Source organism: Shimazuella sp. NTD250, assembly GCF_059510375.1.
In genome coordinates this window covers 366299-392485 of the sequence record NZ_JCAJZS010000003.1, presented here as the reverse complement: position 1 = coordinate 392485, position 26187 = coordinate 366299, and the positions used below count along the sequence as shown (strand labels likewise).

The window sequence follows — 26187 nt, the reverse complement described above, 5'->3', positions numbered from 1 at the left end:
ATACTTTCTTATCATGGTTCATCCTGTCTCGCAATGCAATTTCTCTTGTTTATCTATTTACGTATTCTTTCATTTGGTATTCCAATATATCTTATTAAAATTACATGAAAAGAACTAAATTTAGCATACCTAATTATAACCTAAAACTCAAAGAGAAATTTTTATCCCTTCGTCTATGCTTTCATCCGAGCTACTCAATAGAAATAAAATCATCACCTGTGATATACTTTTATTTGTAATAAAAGAAAATCGTGAAGACTCAATCTCCTGTGAAAGGTTTGGTTTCATGTTTGGAAAAGTAGCTGCAGATGTGTTAGGTTTAAGCAATGTAGGGACAGTAATAAAACCTGCTGATTATGATAAGGTAGACTCAGATGACTATGTCATGCACGAAGATGGAGAGAAAATATTTTTCCTCATCAAATCCAAATCGGATGAGTATTGCTTTACAAATAAAGCACTGATTCATTTAGATGGCACAAGTGCAGTGAGCAAGAAACGTACATTATATCGATATGATTATTATCAAAATCATATCTCCTACGTTTCATTGGAAACCGCTGGAACTGTTGACTTAGATGTGGAACTTAAGTTTAAATTAGGATCTGAATTATACCACATTGACGTACAAAAAAAACAATTGGAAGACGTCAAAGACTTATACAAAGCATTAATTAAAATAGCCGAAATTACCAAAGATAACGCTAGCTATCTACAATTTTCCGAACAAAGCCTGAACATAGCCTCTACTACACTCAGCCGCATTACAAGTGAAGAAAGCAATGTTGTTAACCAATTTAAAGAGCTAAACGAATTTGCCTTTACTTGGCTTAAAGAGAAAAAACAAACCTATGTTGTGAAAGATTTTGGATTTGTATTTGAAGAATATATCAATAACTAAAAATAGAAGACCGATCTATATAGATTGGTCTTCTAACTTTCTAATCTATTATATGAGCCTTTTGGCTCATTTCCGCTTCACAGGATAACTTTTGTACATATTAGTGGAAAAGTCTCCCATCTCAGGGGAACTCTATATCATAAACTCCGAAATATGTTATATCCTACTTCAACGAATTTCTCGTCACTTAAACCCAACGATTGATTGTTTTCTCATATTCTACTTGCTCTGCTTCTGGAAACCAAAGGGCGAGTTCACGTTCAGCGCTTTCAGGAGAATCAGAACCATGAATGATGTTCATACCAACACTTATACCAAAATCACCACGAATCGTACCAGGCAACGCATCAGAAGGATTTGTTTTCCCCATCATTTGACGTGCTGTAGCAATTACATTATCTCCTGCTAATACAAAGGCGAATACTGGGCTAGAAGTAATAAAATCAACCAGTTCTCCAAAGAAAGGGCGTTCTTTGTGCTCAGCATAATGTTTTTCAGCTAATTCATTTGAAACACTCATTAGTTTCGCACCTAAAAGTTGAAAACCTTTCTTTTCAAAACGAGATACGATTTCTCCTACCAGTCCACGTTGTACTCCATCAGGCTTAATCATAATAAAAGTTTTTCCCATGAAAAATCCTCCAATAGTATGTATGATAACGTTCCACATTGTATCAAGCATAGATCAGAAACGCAATATTTCCGCTTAATAATTTCTACCAACGATAAATTCTGCTAGCATTTTTAATAAATTTTGTTCATGAGTAGGTGGTAATTTTTCTAGTTCTTGTAAGGCTTTGTTTAAATATTGTTTTGATAAATCTAATGTAAATTCATTTCCGCCTGCTTTTATCACGAGATCAAGTACATCATCGTTGAGCGGCTCTTGGCCCTTTGTTGATAAAAAGTCTTCTATAACTTTCCTTTCTTCAAGGGGTAAATTTTTCAATGCATATATTACTGGTAATGTTACATTGCCTTGTTTTAAATCACTTCCAGCTGGCTTGCCTAAAGTCTCTTCATCTCCAGTAAAATCAAGTACATCGTCGGTTAATTGGAAGGACATACCAACATAATACCCATATCGTTTCATATGCCGTACTACTTTAGGAGAAGCATGACTTACCAAGGCACCTAAATAACAACTGACGGACATCAAAAGTGCAGTTTTACGTTTTATGCGAGATAAATATTGTTTGAGGATAAGATTTGGATTATATAAATCTTGAATTTGATCAATTTCTCCTCGACACATGAGAGATATTGACTTCGACAACTCTTGATGAACTTGTGGAATAGTAATATCTGAAATAATCTGAAGTGCACGAGAAATAATATAATCTCCTGTATACATTGCCACTCGATTATCCCAACGCGCTTTAACCGTTTCCTGACCTCTACGCAATGAAGCATTGTCGATCACATCATCATGCACCAATGTTGCCATATGTATTAATTCCAAAGCAACTGCTACATCAATCACTTGTTGTTTGTTCAATGATGTTCCAAATCTTCCTGATAACAGTACAAAAACCGGGCGCATTCTTTTGCCACCAGCCCGGAGCAGATGAGTAGATGATTCGCGTAGTTCCAGCAGATCTGTATCCATTGATTGGGTTAGCAAATCTTCTACTACTTCTAGATCTTTTTTTATATGTCTATAAATACTTGCTAGTCGCAAATTCCTCACCCTGTTAGCTTAGATGTGTACAGGTAGATCCAAAACCTCAATTTTCACTTCATCTTTTATCAATCCAGTAAGCTTTGCATAGTGAAAGTAAGTAGCTAAACCACGTTGTTCTTCTGGACCAAAATTATAATTAAGCCCAGCATAATATTTTTTCCAATCAGCTACTTCTCCTCCTACTTGTCTCCTCGCTTCTTGAATAACTGGAATCAGATCCTGTTGTCCAAGTTTTTTTGCTTGTAAAAATCGTTGATAGATAAGTGAAAGCATCTCCTGTCTTTCCTCTGCCACACGACGGTTTACCGCCCATATTGCATAAGTCATTGGTAGACCTGTTTCTTTATACCACTGTAAACCTAGATCATACACATGATATTTTGTATTGGACCAATTAGCGCGGAGGGCATCGTCACCAATTAACAAGGCAGCATCCGCAACCTCCATCATTTTGTCTAAGTTTGTTTCGTGGGTTGTATAACTCGGTGAACCATTAGCAAAATGCTCTAATAAAATTTTGAGTAAATGAATCGAAGTTGCTGATGTATTGGTTAATGCAATTTTTCCATGTTTCACTGCTGAAAACGTATCTTTTTTGCTAAACAAAAAAACAGAGCCAACTGGACCTTTTGCACTAATTGATATATCTGGCATGACAATATACTTCGGATAATCACGAGCATAAGCAAAGGAAGAAATAGGACCCATATCAATTCTACCATCTGCCATTGATTGATTTAACAGAGATGGGACTTGAGGAATGAGTTCCACCGATAAATCTGAAAAATGAAAGTAGTGGTATAGCGGTAAAATGTTTGTAAATGCAATTTTCCCAATGCGTATCGGTTTCATTTCCACATCCACCTTTATCGAAATAGCACATCTATCATCATAAAACAAAATACGATAACGCTCAGAACCCCATTCATGGTAAAAAATGCAGTATTCAAACGGGAAAGGTCATCATGCGAGACGATAGAGTGTTCATAGAGAAGAATGAGCAATGCGACAATAACTCCTAAACCAAAATAAACTCCGAGATCCGTCATCCAAAGAAGCCCAAATAATCCAAGAGCAGTACCGATATGCATAAAGGATGAAATCTGCAATCCTCTTTTAATTCCAAATCGAACAGGAATCGAGTGAAGCCCCTCTTTTTTATCAAACTCTACATCTTGACAAGCATAAATAACATCAAATCCACCTATCCACAATGCAACTGTTAAAAAGAGCAGTATTCCTTTGATATCAATCTGTCCAGTAGTTGCAATCCAGCCACCTAATGGTCCCAGACCTGTTGCTATACCAAGTATCAAATGGCATGTCCATGTAAAACGCTTTGTATATGAATAAAAAACCAAAAAAAACACCGCAATCGGTAACAATTCTACAGCTAACATGTTTAACTGGAAAGCTGCAATAAACAATACAAGAAAGGAAACGACCACAAATCCCCAAGCAAAGGAAACAGGAATTAGCCCCTTTGGAATGTGCCTGTTTGAGGTTCTTGGGTTTTTTGCATCAATTTGGCGGTCAATGATTCGATTTAATGCCATCGCTGCACTTCTAGCACCTATCATTGCGATTGTAATCCAAAAGATTTGCATCCATGAAGGAAAATGTCCATTTACCTCTAGGCTTCCTAAAATAGCTCCCAGATAGGCAAATGGAAGCGCAAAGATAGAATGCTCAAACTTGATCATGTCTAGGACCAATTTTAGTTTTTTTACCATGATGATTACCTTCTTCTATTTGTAGCCTATGTGTAGAGCAGTAATGCCCCCTGATAAAGGATACACCTCTACATCAGAAAATCCAACCTCTTCCTTCATCATTTTTTCTAACTCTTTATAATCAGGAAAAGATAAAAGTGATGTAGGCAGCCATTTGTATTGCTCATAACGATTAACAAATAGTTTGCCCAATAGAGGTAGAATACGACCAAAATAAAAGAAATAAAGAGCACGAAATGGTTTCCAAGTCGGCTTCGACAACTCAAGAGAGACCACTTTTCCTCCTGGTTTGACCACTCGCTTCATTTCTTGTAAAACTTTTACTACATCAGGAACATTTCGCAAAGCAAACCCAATCGTAGCAAAGTCAAATGTGTTGTCTGGATATGGCAATTCTAATGCATTACCTTCTATAAGATTAACATTGTCTTGTATTCCTTCTTTTTCTAACTTAGACAATCCCATTTCCAGCATTTTAGAACTAAAATCCAGCCCAATGATACTTCCTGTTTTAGAGGCCTTGGCTAGTGCAATTGTCCAATCACACGTTCCACAGCATACATCGATAGCTGAATCTCCCTCACCTACATTCATTTTTTTCATCGCAAATTTTCTCCATGCGCGATGACGGCGAAAACTTAGGATACTATTCATTCGATCATAATTTTCTGCGATATCTTCAAAAACTTGATGAACATATTTTTCTTTTTCTGTACCTTGGAGAGGGACTACCTTTGTATCCTTCAATGAATTGCCTCCTTATCCAACAACATCTGATATAGGACAGATTGGACACTCTCTGGCTCAATAGACTCCATACATTTTAAAAAGGTTGCTCGCTGAATCTTTGGAGCCCGATGATGGTCCAAATGAAGGTAGTAAGAAAAGAGTGAACACCATTCTACCTGCCTGTGAACATGAAAAAAATCGGCAAGAGCCGTAAGCAGTTGATGGCCTGTCCAATCTTCCTGTTTAAATGGATCAAAGGTACCATCGATATGATGTTGCATATTTGCCTCACAAATCTGACTAGCTGTTTTAGATAGTACTTGCATTCCTTCTATTTCATTGTGATGAGCAAGTGTCTTATAAAATAAACTACTATAATAGTCCCCAGCTAATATGGATAACTGCTTCTTTTGAAATACTTCTACATCCTTTTCATCTTCCAAGGACACTTGTTCATGTACAACGAGCCCCATACGCAACAATGCTGTAGAAACGCAATATGAAATGATACGCTGGGGTTTTTCTTGGATAGATGTTAACATAAGTTGAAGAATTTTTATAAATAATTCCGGTATTTTAGGCTTTCCACATTTCTCCAATAAATAAGAGTGGCCTGTTAGTTGATTCAGACGAAGAATAATCTCCTCTTGCGTTTTATGTATGGACGTCATTAAAGCGTCCTCCTATATTTGCTATATCCACGATAGTATACCATAATTCATTACCAAAAAGCATTTGTCACAAATTTGTAAATCCATCAAGTTGATTACATAAAAATAGCCAGAGTATATTACCCCGGCCATAAAACCTTCTTATTCATTTGTATCTACAACTCCAAATGAGGTGATAATCTCAGCTTTTCCACGAATTTTCACAGCAGATGTATGTTCTGTAAATTGCGCAATCATCACTTCACCTTTGTCCAACTTTTCTGAGTGATGAAAACGGGTGTCCTTTCCTCGTGTAAGACCAATGACGTTCACACCATTTTCTTTCGCTTTTATAACAAAATAGTCTACTTGATTTCCCATTTTTCAAACCCTCCCAACGCTGGGTAAAAAAAACCCTCCCGATAAGGGAAGGGATTTTTTTGGTCGGGCTAGCCAGATTCGAACTGACGACCTCTTGCGCCCCATGCAAGCGCGCTACCAAGCTGCGCCATAGCCCGTTATACATGATTTCTTAATTCTAAGAGAACAGATATCATTTTATAACGAGCATATCCTTGTGTCAAGAGAGAAAAGAAAACCTGTTTGAAAATTAAAATTGTTATAAAACTGTGGTCTTCATTAATAAAAGCTAGCGAATCATCGCTAATACTTCTGCGCGCTTTTCAGCAGACTCTGCAAATACGCCTCTAACAGCTGTTGTAATTGTTTTTGTACCTGGTTTTTTTACACCCCTCATCGTCATACACATATGTTCTGCTTCAATCATAATCATCACACCATGTGGTTCTAATTTAGACATGATTGCATCAGCAACAGTCGCTGTAATCCGTTCTTGCAACTGGGGTCGTTTGGATAAAATCTCTACTGCCCGAGCTAATTTACTCAACCCAGTCACGCGGCCACTTTTTGGAATATAAGCAACATGAGCATGTCCAAAAAAAGGAATCAAATGATGTTCGCATATAGAATAAAAAGGTATATCTTTTACTAAAACTAACTCTTCATGTTCTTCACTAAAAACAACAGAAAAAAGTTCTTCTGGATTTTCCGTAAGGCCTGCAAACACTTCTTCATACATACTTGCAACACGACTAGGTGTTTCTAGCAAACCTTCTCTATTTGGGTCTTCGCCTATTGCTTCTAGTATTAGTTTGATCGCTTGTTCTAATTTCGGTTTATCCATCTATAAAATCCCTTCTTAATATACACAAAAAGACCCAAGAAAAGGGTCCCCTTGTGTTTATATGTAGTCCCATCCGATGGATAGAAAAAAGAAGTATATTATTTGTTTACTTCTTCTTTCAATTGTTTACCTGGTTTGAAAGCAGGAACTTTCATTGCAGGGATATCAATTTCTTCACCGGTTTGCGGATTACGTCCTTTACGTGCAGCACGCTCACGGACTTCAAAATTTCCAAACCCGATCAGTTGAACTTTTTCTCCAGCACCTAGTGCCTCAGAGATTACAGATAATACTGCTTCTACTGATTGTGTAGCTTCTTTTTTAGTTGTTTCTGTAGCTTCTGCTACTTTGTTGATTAGATCGGTTTTGTTCATAACCGCACCTCCTGTACAAATCACCTATTGTCACAGTAAAGGGACAATACGTGGGACACATCTATACTAATACAAGCAATGACCGTAGTTCAAGTACTATAAATGATTTTTCCTAAAAAATAAGGTCGATAGTTTCAAACTATCGACCTTTTTCTTATAATATGATGGCAATCAGTCCGCCTGACCCTTCATTTATAATCCTCTCAAGTGTCTCTTGTAGCTTAAATCTGGCATTTTCCGGCATCATAGATAATTTCGCTTGAATCCCTTCTCTCACAATGGAGTTAAGAGAACGTCCAAAAATATCAGATTCCCAAATACGAAGCGGATCTTGCTCAAAATCTCTCATCAAATAGTTTACTAACTCTTCTGATTGTCGTTCAGTTCCTATAATTGGAGCAAACTCCGAATTTACATTTACTCGAATCATATGAATCGAAGGTGCTGTTGCTTTTAAACGGACCCCAAAGCGAGATCCTTGTTTGATCAACTCCGGCTCATCTAAACTCATCTCTTCCAAAGTAGGTGCTGCTACACCATAACCTGTTGTTTTGACCATCTGTAAAGCTTCAGAAATTTTATCATACTCACGCTTAGCAATAGAAAAATCTTGCATCAATTGTAGCAGGTGGTCACGTCCTCTTATCTCTTCGCCTACTACTTCTGTCAATACACGATCATACAATTCATCTGGTGCATACAAATCAATTTCCGCTACTCCCTGACCCATGTGCATGCCAGAAAGTGCTGCCTTATCAATAAACTCATATTCATAAAATTTACCAACTACCCGATCTACATCACGGAGTCTTCGTATATCTTTAACTGTCTCTCGGACAGAAACCTCAAACTCTTGTCGTAACCAATGTTTATCTTCCAACACCATTACCCAACTAGGGAGATTCACATTGACTTCATGTACAGGGAACTCAAATAATACTTCACGAAGAACACCTAAGATTTCTTCCTCACTCATCGTAGCAACACTTGCGGCTACTACTGGGATATCATACTTTTCCACAAGAGATAGACGCAGTTGCTCCGTCTCTTCACTCTGAGGGTGGGCAGAATTTAGGATCATGATAAAAGGTTTTCCAACTTCTTTCAATTCTTCTACCACACGTTCTTCCATTTCTTCATAAGAACTTCTTGGTATATCCGTAATACTACCATCTGTTGTAACCACAATACCAAGTGTAGAATGTTCTTGGATAACTTTCCTGGTTCCTACTTCAGCAGCTTCTTGAAACGCAATAGGTTCTTCAAACCATGGAGTATTAATCATTCTTGGTCCATTTTCATCTTCATAACCTTTTGCGCCTTCGATTGCATATCCAACACAGTCAACTAAACGAACATTGACATCTAATCCTTCATCCACCAATACGTTTATTGCTTGATTTGGTACAAATTTTGGTTCGATGGTGGTAATTGTTTTCCCTGCCCCACTGTGTGGCAGCTCATCAATTGCTCTTGTTCTCTCAGAGGAATCTGCGATATTAGGAATAACAACTTGCTCCATAAAACGTTTTATAAAAGTTGACTTCCCAGTTCTAACTGCACCTACTACCCCCAAGTAGATGTCTCCACCTGTGCGTTCTGCAATATCTTTTAAGATATCTACTTTTTCCATCCATTACCCTCCTCAAAGGTTCATGCTTTGCTGGGTTTATTGCCGGTTTGAAGGCTATCCCTCCCCTCCGGTTTACACTATACGCTACTAATATATGAGCTCATTCTCTTAATATGACAATGCACTTTTTCTTTAATTTACCTGAGGTCATTTAAGTGCATTCTATGCGGAGGGTTGGAGGATTACGTCTACTTATGTGCATTAAATTTTATTTAGTGTTGGGTAGTGTGTGGTCAAAGTGTGGTCACCTTTGAATACATGTTTCTTCTATATAAACATTCTCTAATTCCATCTCTCAGTATGTAATCAAAACTATATTCATTCCTCGTTAAAATATCCGTAATTAGGAAATAGCAAATCATTTTGAATATATCTTCTATATAATGATAAACCAAATTTTGTATTTCATTCCGTCACAAACCCGTCATTTCTCTTCAGTTGTGATGGCATTTTAATGTTTTTGTACATGAAAAGGTCGCCAGATTCTTAAAAATTGAGGTAATACCAGCGAAGCTACCTAAATTTACGTTCCATCCGAATTTCTAACCCGTGTCCAAGTAATAGCTGTGCGTGTTTTTGATGTATGATAAAAAGCCAGAAAATTAAAGATTTAATGAAAGAGATCAGCAATTCCATGGGGTTAATCATATCCGAATCTAAGCCTTTGCATTCTCGCGAAGGCTATTCCTATAAACTGGACACACAAAAAAGGAATTTCATGCTCAAATGTGCGAACAAGCACTTTGATCGGGGAAAAAGATTACAAAGAGAGGCGAAGTCACCTATGAAGGGGAGACGAAAGAATATAAATGGTTTATTCGTGAATAGAAAGCCATGATTGTTATCAAAACTTCTTAAAACTAAAAGATGATATAGAAGTATAGTAAAAAGGCCTCTGTGATTTTTGATTCAGAGGCTTATTGGATAAATTAAGATTTATTGTTCGATTGCTGGTTCTGAGCCTTTTACCGGTTTAACTAGGGCTTAACTCGAATGGAGTGAATTACAATCCAGACTTCAGCCGTTTCATCATCTCGGGGATTATAAGCTTTAACTTCTGGAGCATCTCGTTTATTTCCATGTTCTTCTTGTTATCATCCACGTACTCAATATCGATATTCACCCTTCCTTTACGAAAGTGCAACAACTTCTGGTCAGAGTTATCTTTATTCAAATAGGCCTCATCACTAATTCCTTTTTGTTGGATATATTGCTTCTTACTCTGATAATAGTTCCTGTGTTCAGCAAAATCTTCTTTGGCAGCCTGCTCATTTTCGAATGTTTTGGCCTCAATATGAACATATTGCTTACCCACAAACCTCCAACATGCATGGGACACATAGTTATATAAGTTTGGATACAACATCTCTATTCCGACAGCCGTTCCAAAATCCTCTATTACTAAAGCCACTCCATCATTTCCAGAAATCTTCTTTAGATCCTGTGTTGTAACGATCTCACATGTATTCACAAAACTTTTGGTGAATGTTGGACTCTTGAACCCGATTTTCGAAAGTCCATTGGGATGAACAACTTGCTTTGTCAGGTTGTTAGCCGATTTTTTTAAGAGATTTTGGATCATTGACGTCTTCCCTTTTAATTCAAATTTTACTTTGGCGAACACGTCACCTTTTTGTAATACATACACCTCATTATCAAAGGTTGAATCTTTTTTCCGAAACACCTTCACATCCCCAAAACTCGTTTCGGATTCATAATCCTGTTTGATTTGCCTTTTGATAATAGCAAGATCTGAGTATCTCTTTTGATAAACATCTAAATATACAAAATCATTATAGTCGGTTCCATCAATACTCGTTTGATTCACTAATAGATAACGGCATTGATTAAAGGAACCTTCCTCCAAATCAGCGGTTAACTCTTCGTCATTTCCTTCTCCATCCATGTAGTGCCGAATAATTCCACCACCGTCCAAGGAAGGTTGAAGCAGTGCCTTTGTATCACGTAAATCCTTGATGGTGATCAGGTTACAGGAATAGATCATCTTCTCATCGCGAAAAATAAATGCTTGTGGATTTGCTTTCTCAATCATCGGTGCAGGATCACCCATTGATTTTTCTTTCTCGTAACCAGGGCGATAGACTCTGGTTCTAGAATCGACCTTATCGAGTGGATCTGCCATCGGATTGATCTCAGAACATCCAGACAACAAGATAAACAGACATAAGGTTGTGATGAATTTTCTCATATAAATCTCCTCCATCATTAACAATGGTGCGTTCTTTGCTTTCTAAATAATCGTAATTTATATATGAACGTAATAAATAGAATGCCAGTGTGTCATGAAGGTCATTTGTTTCTCGCTTCAATACTAACTCATCTTTAAGACTACTGTTCTCGCTCACTTGATCTGTTGTATCTAGATAAATGTAAGGAAGCCCATCGTAAAACAAACGAAATGTAATTTTTTTGCGAATCCTGGAGTTCATGCCTGTCCGTTCTTTCTTATGGATAAAAAGTGTCTACATAATATGGGTGTTTTTGCTCACGCCCTGAAAAAGGCCAATGACAGAGTTCTTGCTTCGTCGTCGTCAGATAGATTCCATTATATGGTTCCATGCCCCTCAGTCGCTGGATGCTGGTTCACTTTCTTTGTTTTGTCTTGATATTCAATTTTCTGATAAGGTCTATATCCTCGACGTACTTGTTTAATTATTTCTTTCTAATGAACTGTTTCACTATCATCCAATAGAATAACTGGATTTTGGCTCATTATCGTTGCTATCTCATATACATTGGATAATTCCAAAAAATCATCAATAGTAAAATTGCGGTCAATCGATTTTATATAAAATAAATCACCTTTACGCAAGTATTGTTTTAATGTTTGATATTGAGGTTGATCAAAATCTTTTCCACTTTGTTTATCGATAAATACGTCACATACTTCAATACCTAGTTCTTGCAATTCTACTAACTGGCGATCTATATTTTGGTCCTTCGAACTCACTCGAATATATCCAAATACTTTTTGCATCATTTCATCTTTCGTGAATATTCAGACTATTACAATTATACCATATTTCGTTTGTAATGGTCAGATGAAATTTATAAACGTTTAAAATATATTATAACCATCTTTATGGACACAAAAAGCACCCAATTTTGGATAGGTGAATGATGTGTTTCTAATCCTTGTACCATTTTAAACGCGCATACACAACAAAACCACCCTATCAGGTGGCTATTTTTCAAATGCGGGGTCGAGACAACTGGTTGCTGCCTCGACCTGTCGACTCAGTCTTTCTGGAGAATCATCTCCTTAGCCTTCTCAAAGGCATTCATTGCATCAGGGAGGTGGATGCTATAAGGAAACCCGAGTTCTTCTCCCTTTGCAACCATCGCTGGGCCGATCTTGGGAAAACCAGCAGAGCTAAAGTAGAACTCATCGATTGCTTCGAGAGTATCTCTCCCCTCTGCTAGGATTATTTCCATTCCAACCGTGAGCATCTGCTCCGCCACAGCCTTCTTTGACAGTTCCGAACCATCTGATTCTCCATCCATCAGAATCAACTGTAATTTTAAAATATCATATTTCGCGATATGAGCTTTCACTTATACCACTATCCCCAAAAATTTCGAATTTAAGCAAAAAAGAGAGCTACATATCATTGCTGTAGCTCTTTATCTTTTTCTTTTTTTGCAGTATGAAATGCGACAACTTTTATGCTTGCAAATAGATAACCTAGCATAAATACACCTGGAATAAGGATGAGGTGAAACAAAACTGTATTCATCCCAAAACCCTGCCTCTCAATTGGTTACTTCATCATATGAATCTTTTAAGAAATTATGAGAAAAAAAGTATTTCTCCCTTCTTTCCAACTTTTAGTGGAGGTGAGAACGCTGGGACAAAAAGCGAGTTTTTTGCCATAAACGGGCGCAGATCTTCCTGTGAGGAAGGTTTTTGCTTTACCGTTTGGATTAATCGAGTGACATCACCTCGATAATCCAAAAAAATACGGCCATTTTTATCCATAAGAATAGGCAAATTAGCTTCAGAAAAATAGGGAGATGGGATTTTGATGTCTGACATATGTAATTTTTCTAAATCAACATCGAAAAATCCATTTGCTTCTTTTGACCTGATCGGTAAATTTTTGTTTTTCGATTTGTAATTGTTAATTGCGAGTTGTACTTTTTCTACTTCATCATTCACACGTAGATCAAACAAGCGAACAAGAGGTTGTTTTCCTTCTGCGCCTACATAGACATATAGAAAATCCCCTCCTTTTTCGTATGCAGTCATTGGGATTTCAGATAGCAATTGAAAATCTACCAGATAATGCGAAGTAAATTTCCTGTCATCGGTTGAATATTTGTATGGCAGTGTTTTATGTTGCTGTAGATACTGTTCTGACTGAGCTTGTACCCTGGCTACATGATTTACTACATCAGCAAGTTGCTGCCTCTCCTCATTGGGATACATGCATGCTGTAAGGAATAAGAAACCAATCATAATGGCGCCCAAACGAAAAGCTTTTTTCATTTCTATTCATCCTCCTAAGCAGATAATGCTCGTATTGCAAATAAAACAGCTAGCAGCAGTGTCACAATGGCAATGACAAACAGAAGAGCACGTAAGCCTCCCTTTTTTTGTTGTCTTGCAAATGCAACAAAAAAGTTAACCAAAATAAGAAAAAAAATAGTGGCCATCAAAGACATGTATTGACATTCCTTTCTAGATTTAAGCAATTCCGCAGAAGCCTATCCATTCATAGAGATAACCGTCTAGACTTAAGGATTAAGCCCTGCATATGATAGATGGACTAACGCCTGAATGGAGGAGTAGCAGTGAAAGAATCTCCTGTACGATCAAAGCAATATCCCAGACGTCACAGAGCTCCTACAGGGAGAATATCCCGTAGGCCTCTACCGAGCCCTTCTGCCGTACCTAACATTAACATTTTAAGATTAATGAACGGGTTTGTCTCCTTCCGATCAACTGTTCATGATTTGAGCCAATCTTTACAACGATTGGAATCTATGATGGATCATACTGCAAAATTTTTCACCGTAGGAAGAGATGCGCGGGCGGGGAAACGACCCTTTGTACCGCAATTACCGAAACCCCCAGTGAGTAAAGATGAATTTAAAACGAAAGATGAGTTTAAAGATGAGGATATACCCATTATCAAACTCCCTAATATGCCACCCCCTCGTTCTCCATTATTACGCATGTTGCAATATGTAGATATGGGTAAGGTGCTAAATGTATTGCAATCCCCATTTATGCAAAATATTTTTACGCAGATGTTTGCAGCTAAACCAGCACGTGTACGCACAAACACGGTTAGATCAAGACCAAACACAATACCACGAACAGCGCGCAGAAGAAACATCAGAAGAAAAAGGGTTAAGCCATAGGGCTTACCCTTTTTTCTTATTCATCATCCTATGTGTATGATGGTGCATCAAAAACTGATCCCTGTCCCAGATACACCTATGCTCAAGTGTTAATAGGATAATGTTTCAAGCTACTCCTAGAATATGTTCCTTACACTCGATGCGATATTAGATTGTGAAAATTTTTTTCACCAACCTTGTGCCATTTCCTGTAACTCTCTTGTCTTACCTCGACTCATTAAATCTCCAACAGCAATTTTAGGATCTTTTCCCTCAAAGAGAACAGCATAGAGCTGCTCTGTAATCGGCATTTCAATATTGTATTTTTCTTTTAATGCATGACCTGCACGGGTAGTTTTGACGCCTTCTACTACCATCTTCATCTCGGATAACACTTCCGTTAAACTTTTTCCTTGACTAATGGCATAACCAGCACGCCAATTTCGGCTATGCTTACTCGTACAAGTGCCGATTAAATCCCCTACTCCGGCTAATCCAACGAACGTGATGGCTTCCGCACCCATTGCTGTACCAACACGCGCAATCTCTGCCAATCCCCGTGTCATTAGAGCAGCTCTAGCATTGTCCCCATATCCCAATCCATCGGCTAAACCAGTGGCTAAAGCGATAATATTTTTCAATGCTCCACCTATCTCCACACCAACAACATCTGGATTCGTATACACACGGAAATAGGAGTTGATAAAGATAGTCTGGGTTAATTCTGCGCTTTGCTGACAAGAAGAAGCTACAACTACTGTTGTAGGGGAACGTTTAATCACTTCTTCAGCATGACTAGGTCCTGATAAAACCACAATTCGTTCACCCCATTGTGGTAATTCCTCAGCAATTAACTCAGACATTCGTTTCCATGATTCTTGTTCAAAACCTTTTGTTGCATGGATGAGCAATGCATCTGAGTGAACATAAAGTTTCACTTGTGTTAACATTTCACGCATCGCATGTGATGGGACTGCAAATAAAACAACCTCTTTATTAGAAACTACAGTTTTTAATGAAGAATCTGCTTTTAAATTGTGGTGTAATTCAGCTTCCCCGAGATAAGCACGATTACAATGTAAATTATTTATCTCATTTGACACTTCTTCTTTTCTTGCCCATATGGTAACTTCATGTCCATTATCAGCTAAAACATTTGCCAAAACGGTTCCCCAGCTTCCCGCACCAATAACTGCAACTCGCTTCATTATTTCTCTCCTTCCCTTTGACCAATCTTCCGTTCAGTCCCCTGAAATAAACTTTTGATATTTCGTTTATGTCTGACAATAGCAAGTAAAGCTATAGCAAAGCTAAGCCAAAGATAGGGCTCAGGATAATGACCTTGAAAGGCTAAGACAGCGAAAGGTAAGCCAACAGTAAATACCAATGATCCAAGAGACACAAATCGAGTGATAACAATAAGAAGAATAGCTATAATTCCAGATATAAGACCTGCATAAAACATCAAGGAAACGACAACACCTATTGTTGTTGCAACTCCTTTTCCTCCACGAAAGCGTAAAAAAATAGGCCAATTGTGGCCAAAAATGGCCAGCATCCCAGAGACGGCTAGGACTATAGGGTTATTTCCAACAAAGAGAAAAGTAGTGTATATAGCAATAACACCTTTTAAAGCATCAAGAATTAAAACCGTTACCGCAGGACCTTTACCAAGTAACCTAAGGGTATTGGTCGCTCCAGCATTTCCACTACCGTGATCACGAATATCCACACCTTTTACCCATCGTGCTATTAAGTAACTAAAACTAATGGACCCTATTAAATAAGCGAGTACAATCGAAATAATAGCTAAAAAGTCCATAAATCCTCCCCATTATTTGTTCTTTTTACGTAACAATATTCGCAGCGGTGTACCTTCGAACGCAAAAGCCTCTCTCAGTTGATTTTCTAAATAACGTAAATAACTAAAATGAGATAGTTCTGGATCATTTACAAACAAAACGATGGTTGGTGGCTTTACAGCTACTTGTGTCGCATATTGTACTTTAAATCTTTTCCCTTTGTCCGAAGGAGGTGGAGTCATGGTAATAGCATCTTGTATCACTTGGTTAATAACCGAAGTCGAAATTCGCATTGCGTGTTGTTCAGCTACCTCTTTTACTTTTGGCAATACTTTTCCAACCCGTTGCTTCGTTTTAGCAGAGGTGAAAAGAATGGGTGCATAAGGCATAAACTGAAATTGGAACCGAATCTCTTTACGGAATCGATCCATTGTTTTTTCATCTTTTTCAACAGCATCCCACTTATTTACTACAAATATGGCTGCTCGTCCTGCTTCATGGGCATAACCCGCAATTTTTTTGTCTTGTTCTGCAATACCTCGTTCACCATCTAATACAATGAGACAAACATCTGAACGTTCGATTGCTTGCATGGCTCGTAAAACACTAAATTTCTCAATGGATTCATATACTTTTCCACGTTTTCTAAGCCCTGCGGTATCAATTAAGACATATTGCTCCCCTTCAAGGGTAAACGGGGTATCGATCGCATCTCTAGTTGTACCTGCGACAGGACTTACGATCACTCGATCTTCTCCTAAAATTGCATTGACAAGCGAAGATTTTCCTACGTTTGGACGACCGATTAACGATACTTTAATGGTCTCCTCATCATAAGTTTCTTCCAGTTTCTCCGGAAAAAGCGAAACAGTTAAATCTAGTAAATCACCCGTACCTGTTCCGTGCAAAGACGAAACAGCAACTACATGCTCAAAACCCAGTTGATAAAACTCATATGCCAAATCTGCATGTTTCAGATGATCAATCTTGTTAGCAACAACGATTACAGGCTTATTTGTTTTATGCAACAATCGAGCTACTTCTTCATCACCAGCTGTAATTCCTTCTCTACCATCGACAACGAATAAAATAACATCTGATTCTGTTAAAGCCAATTCTGCTTGATTACGGATGTGATCTAGTATTTCATCTTGCTCTCCAAATTCAAGACCACCAGTATCGATCACATGAAATCGTTCTCCATTCCAATCGCTTTGGCAATATATTCGATCTCTCGTAATTCCAGGTTGATCTTCAACAATTGCTATCCGCTCACCTGCTAATCGGTTAAATATCGTTGATTTTCCTACATTTGGTCTTCCTACAATTGCAACTACTGGTAAACTCATGTAAACTTCCTCACTTCATTTATCACTTTGATCGTCAAAGTCTCCCTCATACAGTTTACCTATCGTCGGTTCTGACTTCAACCGTTAATGTTTTACGATGATATAAGTCGATTCATTTAATTTATGTACCATCGCATCTAAAATCTTCTCCAATAAAAAAGCTCTTTCTATTAATTCTTTCTCGTTTTCCGTGACAAAAATAGGAGAACCACCTCCCACTAAGTCCCGTTTTGTCGTTATGACAGCTAATATTATTTCGTTCATTCTAATTTCCCACCTGCTTTTTTTCATCAAATTCATTCGGTTTACGCACAGCACTTTCGAGTACAGGTACACTTTCAATAATCTTTATTAATTTTGGTACATTTTTTTCTTGAGGTAAAACTACTAAACCCAATCGACCATCTTTTAAATCTAACTTTGCTATAGGAGTCAAAGCTGGTTCACCAGAATCTCTAGTTACTCCTAAAATAGAAGAAACATCATGCAAAATAGCTTGGCGCTGACCGAGATTGGAAATGGTTATTCTACTACTCGCATCTAACGGTTTTATGATAACACCTACTCCATTTTCCATGATTCGCTTTAGATTATCTTCTAGACCAATATTCATCAAATAAATATCATCTGCATATAAACTAGGCCCTTTAACACGAAGTGGTACTTCATATACATTTCCAATTTGACCTATTCGCTTTCCAGATTTTAAGAAACTAGATAAAAGAATAACGATAACTCCTACAATCAATCCAGTACCCCATCCACCAATCATCACCGCTGCGCTCGTAAACAGAGCTGCTAGTATGACAATATAATTTCTTCCTTCAAAGACCATAGCTATCCCTTCAATATAGCTAAATCCTCTTGGAACTAATTCAGTTTCATCTAATTTTTGCAGGGCTTGCCTCTCCATATTTCGTACATCTCGAAACTGTTGAGCTGCAAGGGTTAAAAAAGTAACTGCTGTATAGTCAGGTTTTAAGAGAGCAGGGATTGCAACTGCCCCTAACGCAGAAGCAATTAAGCCCAAAGCTAAATGGATAACTTGTCCATGTGGATAGGTGGGATATTGGCGGTAATCACTTTGAAGCAAACGCAACCTAGTCATAAAGCCAATTGCAACTCCAAGAGAAATAGCTAACGTTTCTTTATCCAATACTCGAGCCTCCAATTTTTCTGTATAGTAGAAATCCGAAGCTGTACACCTTTTAGTACGATTAAAATAACAATGGTAATCCAAAACGTATCTAATACTCCTACACCAGGGAAAGAAATTGGACTGATACGTTCGTGATAAAGATAGTAGAGAACACCCTGTGTTGCCAACAATCCGCCATAAATCAAACAAAATTGTTCCCTCATCTTATTTGTTGAAACAATAGCTTCGCCCAGCGATAAAAAAATGGTTACCCATTGAAAAACAGAAGATCTGCCCATCAAAGTAGTTCCTAAAACTTCATGAAATAAAAATAAAATACTTCCTAACATTAAAATCAAACTAAGTAACGTCACTAACTGGGGAACAGAAGTGTCCTTTAACGAATAGATAAACAAGAAAAACAGGAAAAGATAGTCCAATTGAATATCAACAGAGGACGTAATAGAAATCGGCGGTAGTAAGGAGATGCATCCGATAATAGACAAATATACAATCATGTATTGTTTGGTTATTTCTAGTTGCGTTGGAAGAAAAGTTAACCAACCTGTTGAAAGTAAAATCATAATAACCAGAGGAATAAATGTAGACATAGACTTCACCTCTTTTTTAGTATGGGTAAATAAACACTAGAAAAAACAAAAAACTTCCGGGAAAGGAAAGTTTCTAGTTGAATTCATTGTGATATATCTAAATCTTCAGTATATATTTAATATGCTTCGTATGTTTTTTCACTTTGATTGGAATAAAATGAACTACTCCTATTTAGTAACCTTAAATTGGACAGGAGACATTGTGTTGTTTTTGTTTCTTGCACCAGAGTTTAAAACAAAAAAATCACCTTTTATAGCTTTAAGCCTAGCTGCACTATTAACTACCTATATCAACATTCAACATTGGATTTACTCTTTTTTGGAGTTTGGATATCACCTGACTCAACGAATAAGATTTCCTCAACTGGAATATCTACGATTTATTTCAAAGGGTGAGTTTTTAAAAAATATCGATCCTTTTCCTATAATTGTACTCACATGGGCTCTTCTTATTAAACTTTGTCTGTTAAATTACATCGCATCCAAACTAAGCTTGCAAGATAGATATATATATATATAAGTATAAGTATTTTCCTTTCATCACTGCATTGATTTGCATTACAATTGCAATCATCTTTTCGTATAAAACTGTTTTATTTAATTACTTCATCACGTCTTTTTATTTCCAAGGTTTAGCTCTACTCATAAAAATTATTCCCTTTTTCTATTTTATTTTACATAAAACAACATGTCATTTCCGAAATAATTAGCGATTTTTCGATAAAACAAAATAACATACTATATCCATTTAATTAAAATTTCTTTCTACATACGGGCATCCGATAAGCTGTACTGCATCTAAAATTTCAAGTATTTTATTCTTACTATATGTTATGAATTTAGTATAAAATAGTAATGTAATAACATAAATAAAAAAACTAATTACAGGTATGGAGGGGAAAAATGAAAAGAAACTCATTAAACCCATTTCCATGGTACCGAGAAATGCAGAGAGAAAAACCTGTGTTTTATGATCCCGATTTTATGTTGAATTTCGGTGCTAAAGGTGCATGGCATGTATTTCTCTACGAAGATGTAAAACGAGTCATGAGTGAATACGATACATTTTCCAACCAAGTAGTTCCTCCATCCGACAATCCACTGTCAAGGGCGATAAATAATGTAGATCCACCAGATCATAAATTTCTACGTGCTTATGTCTCCCGATCATTTAATGGACCGATCTAAAAAAAATTGGAGCCACAAATAGAATCCTTCACAAATGATCTTTTGCGAGAGCCCATCAAAAAAAGGCAAATGGAAGCTGTCCATTCCAATCCCATCCTGAAGATATTCCAAATGTAATTAACGAAGTGCTTCGTTTTCGAGCTTCCATTCAGAGCTTAAATCGAATAGCTCTTAAGGATGTAGAGTTACGTGGTCAAAAGATCAAAAAAGGGGATTACTTAAACGTATGGATGGGGGCTGCTAATTACGATGAAACTGTCTTTCCTGATCCTGAAAACTTTGATTTCCAAAGAAATAATTTAGGAGTAGTCAGTAGCTTTGGACATGGTATTCACTATTGTGTAGGTGCTCCCCTTGCCAAATTAGAATCGCGAATTGCACTTTCAATATAAAAAAAATCCAACTACAAACAGATACCCAACTTGAAGTCCACCCAAGCACTATGATGTACAATTTCAAAAAATTACCAATTATATTTGAGCTTCGTACTAACTAAATGATTTGTTTTTGTTTATTTTTTCCCACACAAACAGACCTAGCTAATGTATAGCTAGGTCTTTCTGAATTACGCTTTTTAAGATTACTTCAAGTTGCGAAGCTCTGGATACATATCCCCTAAAGTAACACCAAAAGCAGAATCATCTTTAACTGACTCTGGTGCTTCTTTTTTCACAGGAGCTGGTTGTTCACTTGCTTCTTTAATACTAAGACTGATCCGTTTTTGATCTGGTTGGATATCTAAGACCTTCACTTCAACTTCTTCGCCTTCTTTTAATACTTCAGATGGCGTTCCAATATGACGATGGGAGATCTGAGAAATATGCACAAGTCCCTCTACTCCTGGAAATACTTCTACAAACGCTCCGAAAGACACGAGACGTTTTACCTCTCCTTTGACAACATCGTTAACTTGAATTTCACGAGCAACTCTTTGCCAAGGACCTTCTTGTGTTTCTTTTATACTGAGACTAATACGCTCGTTATCACGATCCACTTTTAATACTTTTACTTGTACTTTGTCTCCAACATTTAATGCTTCAGATGGATGGCCTACACGGTGCCAAGCAATCTCAGATACGTGAACCAATCCATCCACTCCACCAATATCAATAAAAGCTCCGAAATCTGTTAGACGCTGGACAGTACCTTCTAATACCGATCCCACTTCTACATTATTTAAAGTGTTTTCTTTATTTTGGTTTACTTCTTCTTCCAAGACTGCTTTACGAGACAAAATACATTTATTTTTTTCTTTATCTAATTCTACAACTTTTAACTCTAATTCTTGACCTTTATATTCGGAGAAATCTTCAACAAAACGAAGTTCTACCAAAGATGCTGGAATAAATCCACGTACACCCACATTAACAACTAATCCACCTTTTACGACATCAGCCACAGTTGCAACAATGGACTCTCCAGATTCAAACTTTGCTTGTAACCCTTCCCAAGCTTCCTCTGCATCCACAGCCTTTTTAGATACGACAAACTGATCCTCTTCCTGATTATATCGAATTACTTTTACTTGTAATTCTTGTTCTTCTTGTAGTTCATCTGCCACCTGTTCTACGTGCAAACTAGATACTTCCGAAATAGGTAATATTGCTTCAGATTTATACCCTATATCAACAAGTGCTTGATTTTGTTCCACTTTCACTACCTTACCTGTCACAACGTCTCCAACTTGCACAAATTCAGCTTTTACTTCTTCTGACATGCCAACAGACCTCCTTATGAAATCACCAATGTGCCAATTATTTATTGTAATGATCACGGAGCAATTGTTCTATACTCACATAATGATCCATTTACCGATTTTGTTGAATTATCGTCTGGATTTTATCCATCATAATCCGTGTAACTTCTGACACCACTTCTTTACTGATCTTTCCTGTAGAATATGGCGTTGTATCAATAGGTTCTCCAAAAATAACACGCACTGGCCGAAATAAACGATAGGGACCAATCAATGCTACAGGTATTATAGGTGCTTTTGCTTTTAAAGCGATAAACACTGCACCTTCTTCTGCTTCCTGTTCAGATACATTTTCCTTTTTCCGAGTGCCTTCCGGAAAAATTCCAAATAATTCATTACTCTTCAGGATTTTAATTGCAGTCTTAACCGCTTTCATATCGCTTTGCCCACGTTTAACTGGAAAAGCCAATATTTTAGGTAAAAAATAAGATAATACCGGAATATGAAATAACTCTTCTTTTGCCATAAAATGTACAGGTCTTTTTGATGCACTCCCTACTAACGGAGGATCCAGTAGACTAATGTGGTTGGAACAAATAACTGCAGGACCTTCTGTGGGGACATGTTCAAGTCCTACTACTCTCCATCGAAAAATAGTTATAAATAGGATTCGAAAACATTTTCGAAAAAATACATACCAGCCTCTACTCTCACTCATACTACTCTTCACCGCCTAATTTGGTGCGACATAACTGAATAATTTGATTCACTACTTGTTTTGTTGTCATATCAGTTGTATCGAGAAGAATAGCATCAACAGCACGGCATAAAGGGGCGAATTGACGATTTTTATCATTGTGATCTCGCCTGATAACTTCTGTTCGCAAGCTCTCTAGTGATGGGGATCCACCTTTCTTTTTGAGCTCGTGATAACGTCTTTCTACCCGTTTGTCAATAGATGCCGTAAGAAATATTTTTATATTCGCATTAGGTAGGACATGTGTACCTACATCCCTACCATCCATCACTACAGATTGTTCTCCAGCAAGTTGGCGCTGTTTATCGACGAGCACTTCTCTTACTCCACCTAATGTTGCAATATCGGAAGCAATTGCAGAAACCTTTCCCGTACGAATTTCATTCGACAGATGGTATCCATTGACTTGTATCCCTGAATCTGTAAGTGTAAAACGCAGAGACTCTGCCAAGCGAACGATTTTTTCTTCATCTGAAAGATCAATATGCTCATTTAAGGCTAACCATCCAACTGCTCGATACATCGCACCTGTATCGATATACTTTGCACCAAGTTGTTTGGCAACCAACTTTGCTACTGTACTTTTTCCAGCACCTGCTGGACCATCAATTGCTACCTGAATGGGCAACATGTTCCGTCGATCCTTTCCCCATGCATAAAAATAGAAAGAGCAGGTCTTTTAGCCTGCTCAAAGTGATGAACTTATTTTCATCATACAATGCAATCCATCTAAGACTTCGACCCGACAAAACATCATATTTATGTAAACATTCGTGCTCGTTCTACAGGTATTATACTATACTTTGTCGAACTTGCAAGGGGCAAACGCCATTCAATGGACACAAGGACCGATTTGAACTAATTTTCTTAAGCCTTCGAAATGTCCGCTTTGGTTATCTTCTCCACTAGTTCTTCATTTCCGTTTTGTGCATTGATAAAGACTCGAAATTGATCTTTGTCAATGGTGCCCAAAAATTCATAACAAAGCGCTTCATTTCCATCTTCTCCATAAATAGAAGCGAGATTTGTTTTTTGGATTTTTAATCTAGGACTCACATACTTCCTTGCCATTGCTTCGGTTAATTTTGGTTTACCTTTTGCTTTTGCATGGAAATTAAATACGTATTCTGCTGCTTGTATTCCAACAACATTACCGTTATCTAGAGCTACTTTAACGGTCAACGCCTGAGGATAGACCAAAACACCATTCTCACGATGAACATAGTTTAAAGAAAGCAAATTATCAGCTTGATTATACGAGATAACAGACATATCTGGGAAACCAATTCTCGTTAAAAATCGCTTAGCACCTGCTTCAGCCTGGTCGAAACTCAGTTTTGCTTTTCCTACAGGTCGCTCATCAATCATCCACACCACATGTCCGCCAATTTTCGTCACATCTGTGTAAACATCACCAGATTTCAAAGGATATCGGACACTATAGGTTTGATAATCACCTTTTTTATTTAAAACAACAGACATATTCTTGGTAGAAGGTCGATTCATCAATTGGGCTACTTTCCGTTTTGCTTCTTCTGGAGCAATGGAATTACCTTTTAATCGGGTATATTTTTCTTTCTGCCTTACTTTTAAATTATTTACGGTCTGTCCCCAATCCGCTTCTGGATATTGTTCTACCATTTTGTTTACTTTATGAAATCCATCAATAATGGTATTATCCATTGCTTTATCTTCTGAAGCTAAAGCCAGTTCAACATCCATCCAACGAAGATTCTTATCCATTACTTTTGATTGAAGTTGGTGTAGATTGGATCGTATATCTTTCTGATGACTATAAAGGGAATGTAGTGATTTCCATTCGTTATTGCTCATTGGCTGTACGTGGAGATCCCTTACACCAATTTTATAAGAAAAGGTACCAAGATCACTTAAAAACTCTTCTGCTTTATGAAATGGCATCAATGTCATTGGCAATTGTGCAATATCATTTTGAGCTGCATAAGTCAGCCTCCAAACATTTGTCATCGAAGTAGTTGTTTGTTTTGCTGAATTAATTGCAAGTGATTTACCCATTTCTTCATTTAATTGATCCATATGATCATTTAGTTCATGAAACGCTCGTTGGTATTGATTTTCTGCTTTGATTAATACCGAATCTTTATCCTGACTCTCATAATACCCCCACACTCCTGTCGCTACCAAAGCTATGAGAGAAACCGGGAATAATACAGCTGCTATTTTTCTATACAAAAAAAACACTCCTTATCGACAGAAAATATGTTTTCCAATCTTTTTCACTTGTGGTCTAGACCAAATCCATTTAGAAGTAGCTGTAGCAGGATTAAAATAATAATTACATCCACCTGTAGGATCCATGCCATTGATTGCATCCACTACAGCTCTTTTTGCTTTTGCATTTGGAGTAAGATAAATTTGTCCGTCTGCTACAGCAGTAAATGCTCCTGGCTGAAAAATAACGCCTGAAACGGTGTGAGGAAATCGTTTGTCTTCTAATCGATTTAAAATGACTGCGGCAACCGCTATTTGTCCGATATATGGTTCTCCACGGGATTCTCCATAGACAGCATTCGAAATGAGACGAATGTCATTCTCAGAAAATCCACTGCTGCTCTTTCCTGCATTACCAGCAAATAAAGGCTCTGAACTAGCTAAAAAGAGAAATCCACATATAAATACAGACAAGAAAATAAGTTTCTTCATCCTTTCCAACCTCCTAACCTACCTATTTCGTCTCCTAAAAAATTTAACTTCTATGGTATTTTGAACTGTTACTTGGTTCCTTATACAAAAAAGAGAAGCTAGATTAGCTCCTCTTGTGATATCTCAAATTCATCTTCATTATCACACAAACATTTTTTAAATCCCGTTTCAATCTTTCCTTTTTTCACTCTTCCTTTTAATATAAATCGCTCACCACATTGGTTACACTGTATATTTACTATGTATCTGCGCTGTTCATTCATTTTCATCACCTCACCATTTTCAGTATGGACAGGATAATGAAAAAAAATAAGTTTTTTATGTGAAAATTACCCGTAAGAATATACACATTATATCAAAAATGCTTTATACTTTAATATAATAAAGCAACGGGAGCTGCTGAAAAATGATCCTATATCAAACGGTCATGAACGGTCCCCAAAATCAAGAAAAATTAAGAGAGCTATTAGATAATCGAAAATACTATGATGACGACACATTCGAAAAACAACTCCTATCCATCTTGATAGATAATACAAAAGTTCATACCTTAATCCCATTTCCATTTAAACAGACAGCTGGCTAGTTGTCTGTTTTTTTGTGAAAATGTAAAGAATTAAATTTGAATAACTTGAAAAGATGTAACGAATTTTGTTTAATTGGAGTAGTCGGATTATCATAGGAGGAAT

The 26187-nt window shown here is 37.2% G+C and carries 34 protein-coding genes, 1 tRNA gene and 1 pseudogene; 6 read left to right on the top strand and 30 right to left on the bottom strand.

Going from position 1 to position 26187, the window contains the following annotated elements; translation table 11 throughout:
* Positions 1 to 286: 286 nt before the first annotated feature.
* Entirely contained in the window at positions 287 to 901 is a 615-nt protein-coding gene (locus AC5WOF_RS10135; protein WP_496049833.1) for a PH domain-containing protein, read from the top strand.
* Between the two features lie 187 nt (positions 902 to 1088).
* Here the strand turns inward: AC5WOF_RS10135 and ndk are convergent, their stop codons facing one another.
* From ndk to AC5WOF_RS10045, 18 genes are all read right to left on the bottom strand, one after another.
* A complete protein-coding gene (gene ndk, locus AC5WOF_RS10130) occupies positions 1089 to 1532 on the bottom strand; it encodes a nucleoside-diphosphate kinase (RefSeq protein ID WP_496049832.1) in 444 nt (147 codons plus the stop codon).
* Positions 1533 to 1607: 75 nt separating this feature from the next.
* On the bottom strand, positions 1608 to 2591 hold the full coding sequence (locus AC5WOF_RS10125) for a polyprenyl synthetase family protein (RefSeq protein ID WP_496049831.1): 984 nt from the start codon (positions 2589 to 2591) through the stop codon (positions 1608 to 1610).
* A 9-nt stretch (positions 2592 to 2600) separates the two neighbouring features.
* Positions 2601 to 3437, bottom strand: coding sequence for a menaquinone biosynthesis protein (locus AC5WOF_RS10120; protein WP_496049830.1), 837 nt, complete (start codon positions 3435 to 3437; stop codon positions 2601 to 2603).
* A 14-nt stretch (positions 3438 to 3451) separates the two neighbouring features.
* On the bottom strand, positions 3452 to 4318 hold the full coding sequence (locus tag AC5WOF_RS10115) for a UbiA-like polyprenyltransferase (protein ID WP_496049829.1): 867 nt from the start codon (positions 4316 to 4318) through the stop codon (positions 3452 to 3454).
* A 15-nt stretch (positions 4319 to 4333) separates the two neighbouring features.
* Positions 4334 to 5065, bottom strand: coding sequence for a demethylmenaquinone methyltransferase (locus tag AC5WOF_RS10110; RefSeq protein ID WP_496049828.1), 732 nt, complete (start codon positions 5063 to 5065; stop codon positions 4334 to 4336).
* Positions 5062 to 5718 carry a heptaprenyl diphosphate synthase component 1 gene (locus tag AC5WOF_RS10105; RefSeq protein WP_496049827.1) on the bottom strand — a complete coding sequence of 219 codons (657 nt, stop codon included), beginning with the start codon at positions 5716 to 5718 and terminating at the stop codon, positions 5062 to 5064. Before AC5WOF_RS10105 ends, AC5WOF_RS10110 begins: the two co-directional genes overlap by 4 nt.
* Positions 5719 to 5859: 141 nt before the next feature.
* Positions 5860 to 6078, bottom strand: coding sequence for a trp RNA-binding attenuation protein MtrB (mtrB, locus tag AC5WOF_RS10100; RefSeq protein WP_496049826.1), 219 nt, complete (start codon positions 6076 to 6078; stop codon positions 5860 to 5862).
* 60 nt (positions 6079 to 6138) lie between these two features.
* A tRNA-Pro gene (locus AC5WOF_RS10095) sits at positions 6139 to 6215 on the bottom strand.
* Positions 6216 to 6346: 131 nt separating this feature from the next.
* A complete protein-coding gene (gene folE / locus AC5WOF_RS10090; RefSeq protein ID WP_496049825.1) occupies positions 6347 to 6901 on the bottom strand; it encodes a GTP cyclohydrolase I FolE in 555 nt (184 codons plus the stop codon).
* A 98-nt stretch (positions 6902 to 6999) separates the two neighbouring features.
* Positions 7000 to 7275, bottom strand: coding sequence for an HU family DNA-binding protein (locus AC5WOF_RS10085; RefSeq protein WP_240876962.1), 276 nt, complete (start codon positions 7273 to 7275; stop codon positions 7000 to 7002).
* Positions 7276 to 7429: 154 nt separating this feature from the next.
* Positions 7430 to 8908, bottom strand: coding sequence for a stage IV sporulation protein A (gene spoIVA, locus AC5WOF_RS10080; protein ID WP_496049824.1), 1479 nt, complete (start codon positions 8906 to 8908; stop codon positions 7430 to 7432).
* A 1003-nt stretch (positions 8909 to 9911) separates the two neighbouring features.
* Positions 9912 to 11117: a hypothetical protein gene (locus AC5WOF_RS10075; RefSeq protein WP_496049823.1), complete on the bottom strand. Its 1206-nt coding sequence runs from the start codon at positions 11115 to 11117 to the stop codon at positions 9912 to 9914.
* Positions 11062 to 11358: a hypothetical protein gene (locus AC5WOF_RS10070; RefSeq protein WP_496049822.1), complete on the bottom strand. Its 297-nt coding sequence runs from the start codon at positions 11356 to 11358 to the stop codon at positions 11062 to 11064. The genes AC5WOF_RS10075 and AC5WOF_RS10070 overlap by 56 nt, the downstream gene beginning before the upstream one ends.
* A gap of 233 nt (positions 11359 to 11591) precedes the next feature.
* The gene (locus AC5WOF_RS10065) at positions 11592 to 11906 is read right to left on the bottom strand and encodes a recombinase family protein (protein ID WP_496049821.1); all 315 of its coding nucleotides are present in this window, start codon (positions 11904 to 11906) and stop codon (positions 11592 to 11594) included.
* Positions 11907 to 12166: 260 nt separating this feature from the next.
* Positions 12167 to 12484 carry a hypothetical protein gene (locus tag AC5WOF_RS10060; protein ID WP_496049820.1) on the bottom strand — a complete coding sequence of 106 codons (318 nt, stop codon included), beginning with the start codon at positions 12482 to 12484 and terminating at the stop codon, positions 12167 to 12169.
* A 53-nt stretch (positions 12485 to 12537) separates the two neighbouring features.
* Entirely contained in the window at positions 12538 to 12666 is a 129-nt protein-coding gene (locus AC5WOF_RS10055; protein WP_496049819.1) for a hypothetical protein, read from the bottom strand.
* Between the two features lie 53 nt (positions 12667 to 12719).
* Positions 12720 to 13418 carry a YphF family lipoprotein gene (locus tag AC5WOF_RS10050; RefSeq protein WP_496049818.1) on the bottom strand — a complete coding sequence of 233 codons (699 nt, stop codon included), beginning with the start codon at positions 13416 to 13418 and terminating at the stop codon, positions 12720 to 12722.
* Between the two features lie 14 nt (positions 13419 to 13432).
* A complete protein-coding gene (locus AC5WOF_RS10045; RefSeq protein ID WP_496049817.1) occupies positions 13433 to 13594 on the bottom strand; it encodes a hypothetical protein in 162 nt (53 codons plus the stop codon).
* 129 nt (positions 13595 to 13723) lie between these two features.
* Here AC5WOF_RS10045 and AC5WOF_RS10040 point away from each other — a divergent pair, with 129 nt between their 5' ends.
* A complete protein-coding gene (locus AC5WOF_RS10040) occupies positions 13724 to 14296 on the top strand; it encodes a hypothetical protein (RefSeq protein WP_496049816.1) in 573 nt (190 codons plus the stop codon).
* A gap of 167 nt (positions 14297 to 14463) precedes the next feature.
* On the opposite strand, the gene AC5WOF_RS10035 is transcribed toward AC5WOF_RS10040, so the two are convergent.
* The 6 genes from AC5WOF_RS10035 to AC5WOF_RS10010 form a co-directional block, all read right to left on the bottom strand.
* Positions 14464 to 15483 carry an NAD(P)H-dependent glycerol-3-phosphate dehydrogenase gene (locus tag AC5WOF_RS10035; RefSeq protein ID WP_496049815.1) on the bottom strand — a complete coding sequence of 340 codons (1020 nt, stop codon included), beginning with the start codon at positions 15481 to 15483 and terminating at the stop codon, positions 14464 to 14466.
* The gene (gene plsY, locus AC5WOF_RS10030; protein WP_496049814.1) at positions 15483 to 16097 is read right to left on the bottom strand and encodes a glycerol-3-phosphate 1-O-acyltransferase PlsY; all 615 of its coding nucleotides are present in this window, start codon (positions 16095 to 16097) and stop codon (positions 15483 to 15485) included. The genes AC5WOF_RS10035 and plsY overlap by 1 nt, the downstream gene beginning before the upstream one ends.
* Before the next feature lie 12 nt (positions 16098 to 16109).
* A complete protein-coding gene (gene der / locus AC5WOF_RS10025; RefSeq protein WP_496049813.1) occupies positions 16110 to 17426 on the bottom strand; it encodes a ribosome biogenesis GTPase Der in 1317 nt (438 codons plus the stop codon).
* A gap of 84 nt (positions 17427 to 17510) precedes the next feature.
* Positions 17511 to 17690 carry a capping complex subunit for YIEGIA gene (locus AC5WOF_RS10020; protein ID WP_496049812.1) on the bottom strand — a complete coding sequence of 60 codons (180 nt, stop codon included), beginning with the start codon at positions 17688 to 17690 and terminating at the stop codon, positions 17511 to 17513.
* Between the two features lies 1 nt (position 17691).
* Entirely contained in the window at positions 17692 to 18582 is an 891-nt protein-coding gene (locus AC5WOF_RS10015; RefSeq protein WP_496049811.1) for a YIEGIA family protein, read from the bottom strand.
* Positions 18564 to 19175: a hypothetical protein gene (locus tag AC5WOF_RS10010; protein ID WP_496049810.1), complete on the bottom strand. Its 612-nt coding sequence runs from the start codon at positions 19173 to 19175 to the stop codon at positions 18564 to 18566. The genes AC5WOF_RS10015 and AC5WOF_RS10010 overlap by 19 nt, the downstream gene beginning before the upstream one ends.
* A 121-nt stretch (positions 19176 to 19296) precedes the next feature.
* Between AC5WOF_RS10010 and AC5WOF_RS10005 the strand changes: the two genes are divergently transcribed.
* The 3 genes from AC5WOF_RS10005 to AC5WOF_RS09995 all read left to right on the top strand — a co-directional run bounded on the left by AC5WOF_RS10005 (position 19297) and on the right by AC5WOF_RS09995 (position 20755).
* A complete protein-coding gene (locus AC5WOF_RS10005; protein ID WP_496049809.1) occupies positions 19297 to 19695 on the top strand; it encodes a GerAB/ArcD/ProY family transporter in 399 nt (132 codons plus the stop codon).
* A 383-nt stretch (positions 19696 to 20078) separates the two neighbouring features.
* Positions 20079 to 20363, top strand: coding sequence for a hypothetical protein (locus tag AC5WOF_RS10000; RefSeq protein ID WP_496049808.1), 285 nt, complete (start codon positions 20079 to 20081; stop codon positions 20361 to 20363).
* 104 nt (positions 20364 to 20467) lie between these two features.
* Positions 20468 to 20755: a cytochrome P450 gene (locus AC5WOF_RS09995; protein WP_496049968.1), complete on the top strand. Its 288-nt coding sequence runs from the start codon at positions 20468 to 20470 to the stop codon at positions 20753 to 20755.
* Between the two features lie 188 nt (positions 20756 to 20943).
* Here the strand turns inward: AC5WOF_RS09995 and rpsA are convergent, their stop codons facing one another.
* From rpsA to AC5WOF_RS09965, 6 genes and pseudogenes are all read right to left on the bottom strand, one after another.
* The gene (gene rpsA, locus AC5WOF_RS09990) at positions 20944 to 22080 is read right to left on the bottom strand and encodes a 30S ribosomal protein S1 (RefSeq protein WP_496049807.1); all 1137 of its coding nucleotides are present in this window, start codon (positions 22078 to 22080) and stop codon (positions 20944 to 20946) included.
* A 91-nt stretch (positions 22081 to 22171) separates the two neighbouring features.
* Positions 22172 to 22777: a lysophospholipid acyltransferase family protein gene (locus tag AC5WOF_RS09985; protein ID WP_496049806.1), complete on the bottom strand. Its 606-nt coding sequence runs from the start codon at positions 22775 to 22777 to the stop codon at positions 22172 to 22174.
* 1 nt (position 22778) lies between these two features.
* On the bottom strand, positions 22779 to 23447 hold the full coding sequence (cmk, locus tag AC5WOF_RS09980; RefSeq protein WP_496049805.1) for a (d)CMP kinase: 669 nt from the start codon (positions 23445 to 23447) through the stop codon (positions 22779 to 22781).
* Positions 23448 to 23683: 236 nt separating this feature from the next.
* Positions 23684 to 25027: a germination protein YpeB gene (ypeB, locus tag AC5WOF_RS09975; protein ID WP_496049804.1), complete on the bottom strand. Its 1344-nt coding sequence runs from the start codon at positions 25025 to 25027 to the stop codon at positions 23684 to 23686.
* 12 nt (positions 25028 to 25039) lie between these two features.
* Positions 25040 to 25402: pseudogene (locus tag AC5WOF_RS09970) on the bottom strand (cell wall hydrolase); the annotation flags it as partial.
* A gap of 194 nt (positions 25403 to 25596) precedes the next feature.
* Positions 25597 to 25761, bottom strand: a complete 165-nt coding sequence (locus AC5WOF_RS09965; RefSeq protein ID WP_496049803.1) for a hypothetical protein — start codon at positions 25759 to 25761, stop codon at positions 25597 to 25599.
* Positions 25762 to 25904: 143 nt separating this feature from the next.
* Here AC5WOF_RS09965 and AC5WOF_RS09960 point away from each other — a divergent pair, with 143 nt between their 5' ends.
* On the top strand, positions 25905 to 26084 hold the full coding sequence (locus AC5WOF_RS09960; protein ID WP_496049802.1) for a hypothetical protein: 180 nt from the start codon (positions 25905 to 25907) through the stop codon (positions 26082 to 26084).
* Positions 26085 to 26187 lie beyond the last annotated feature (103 nt).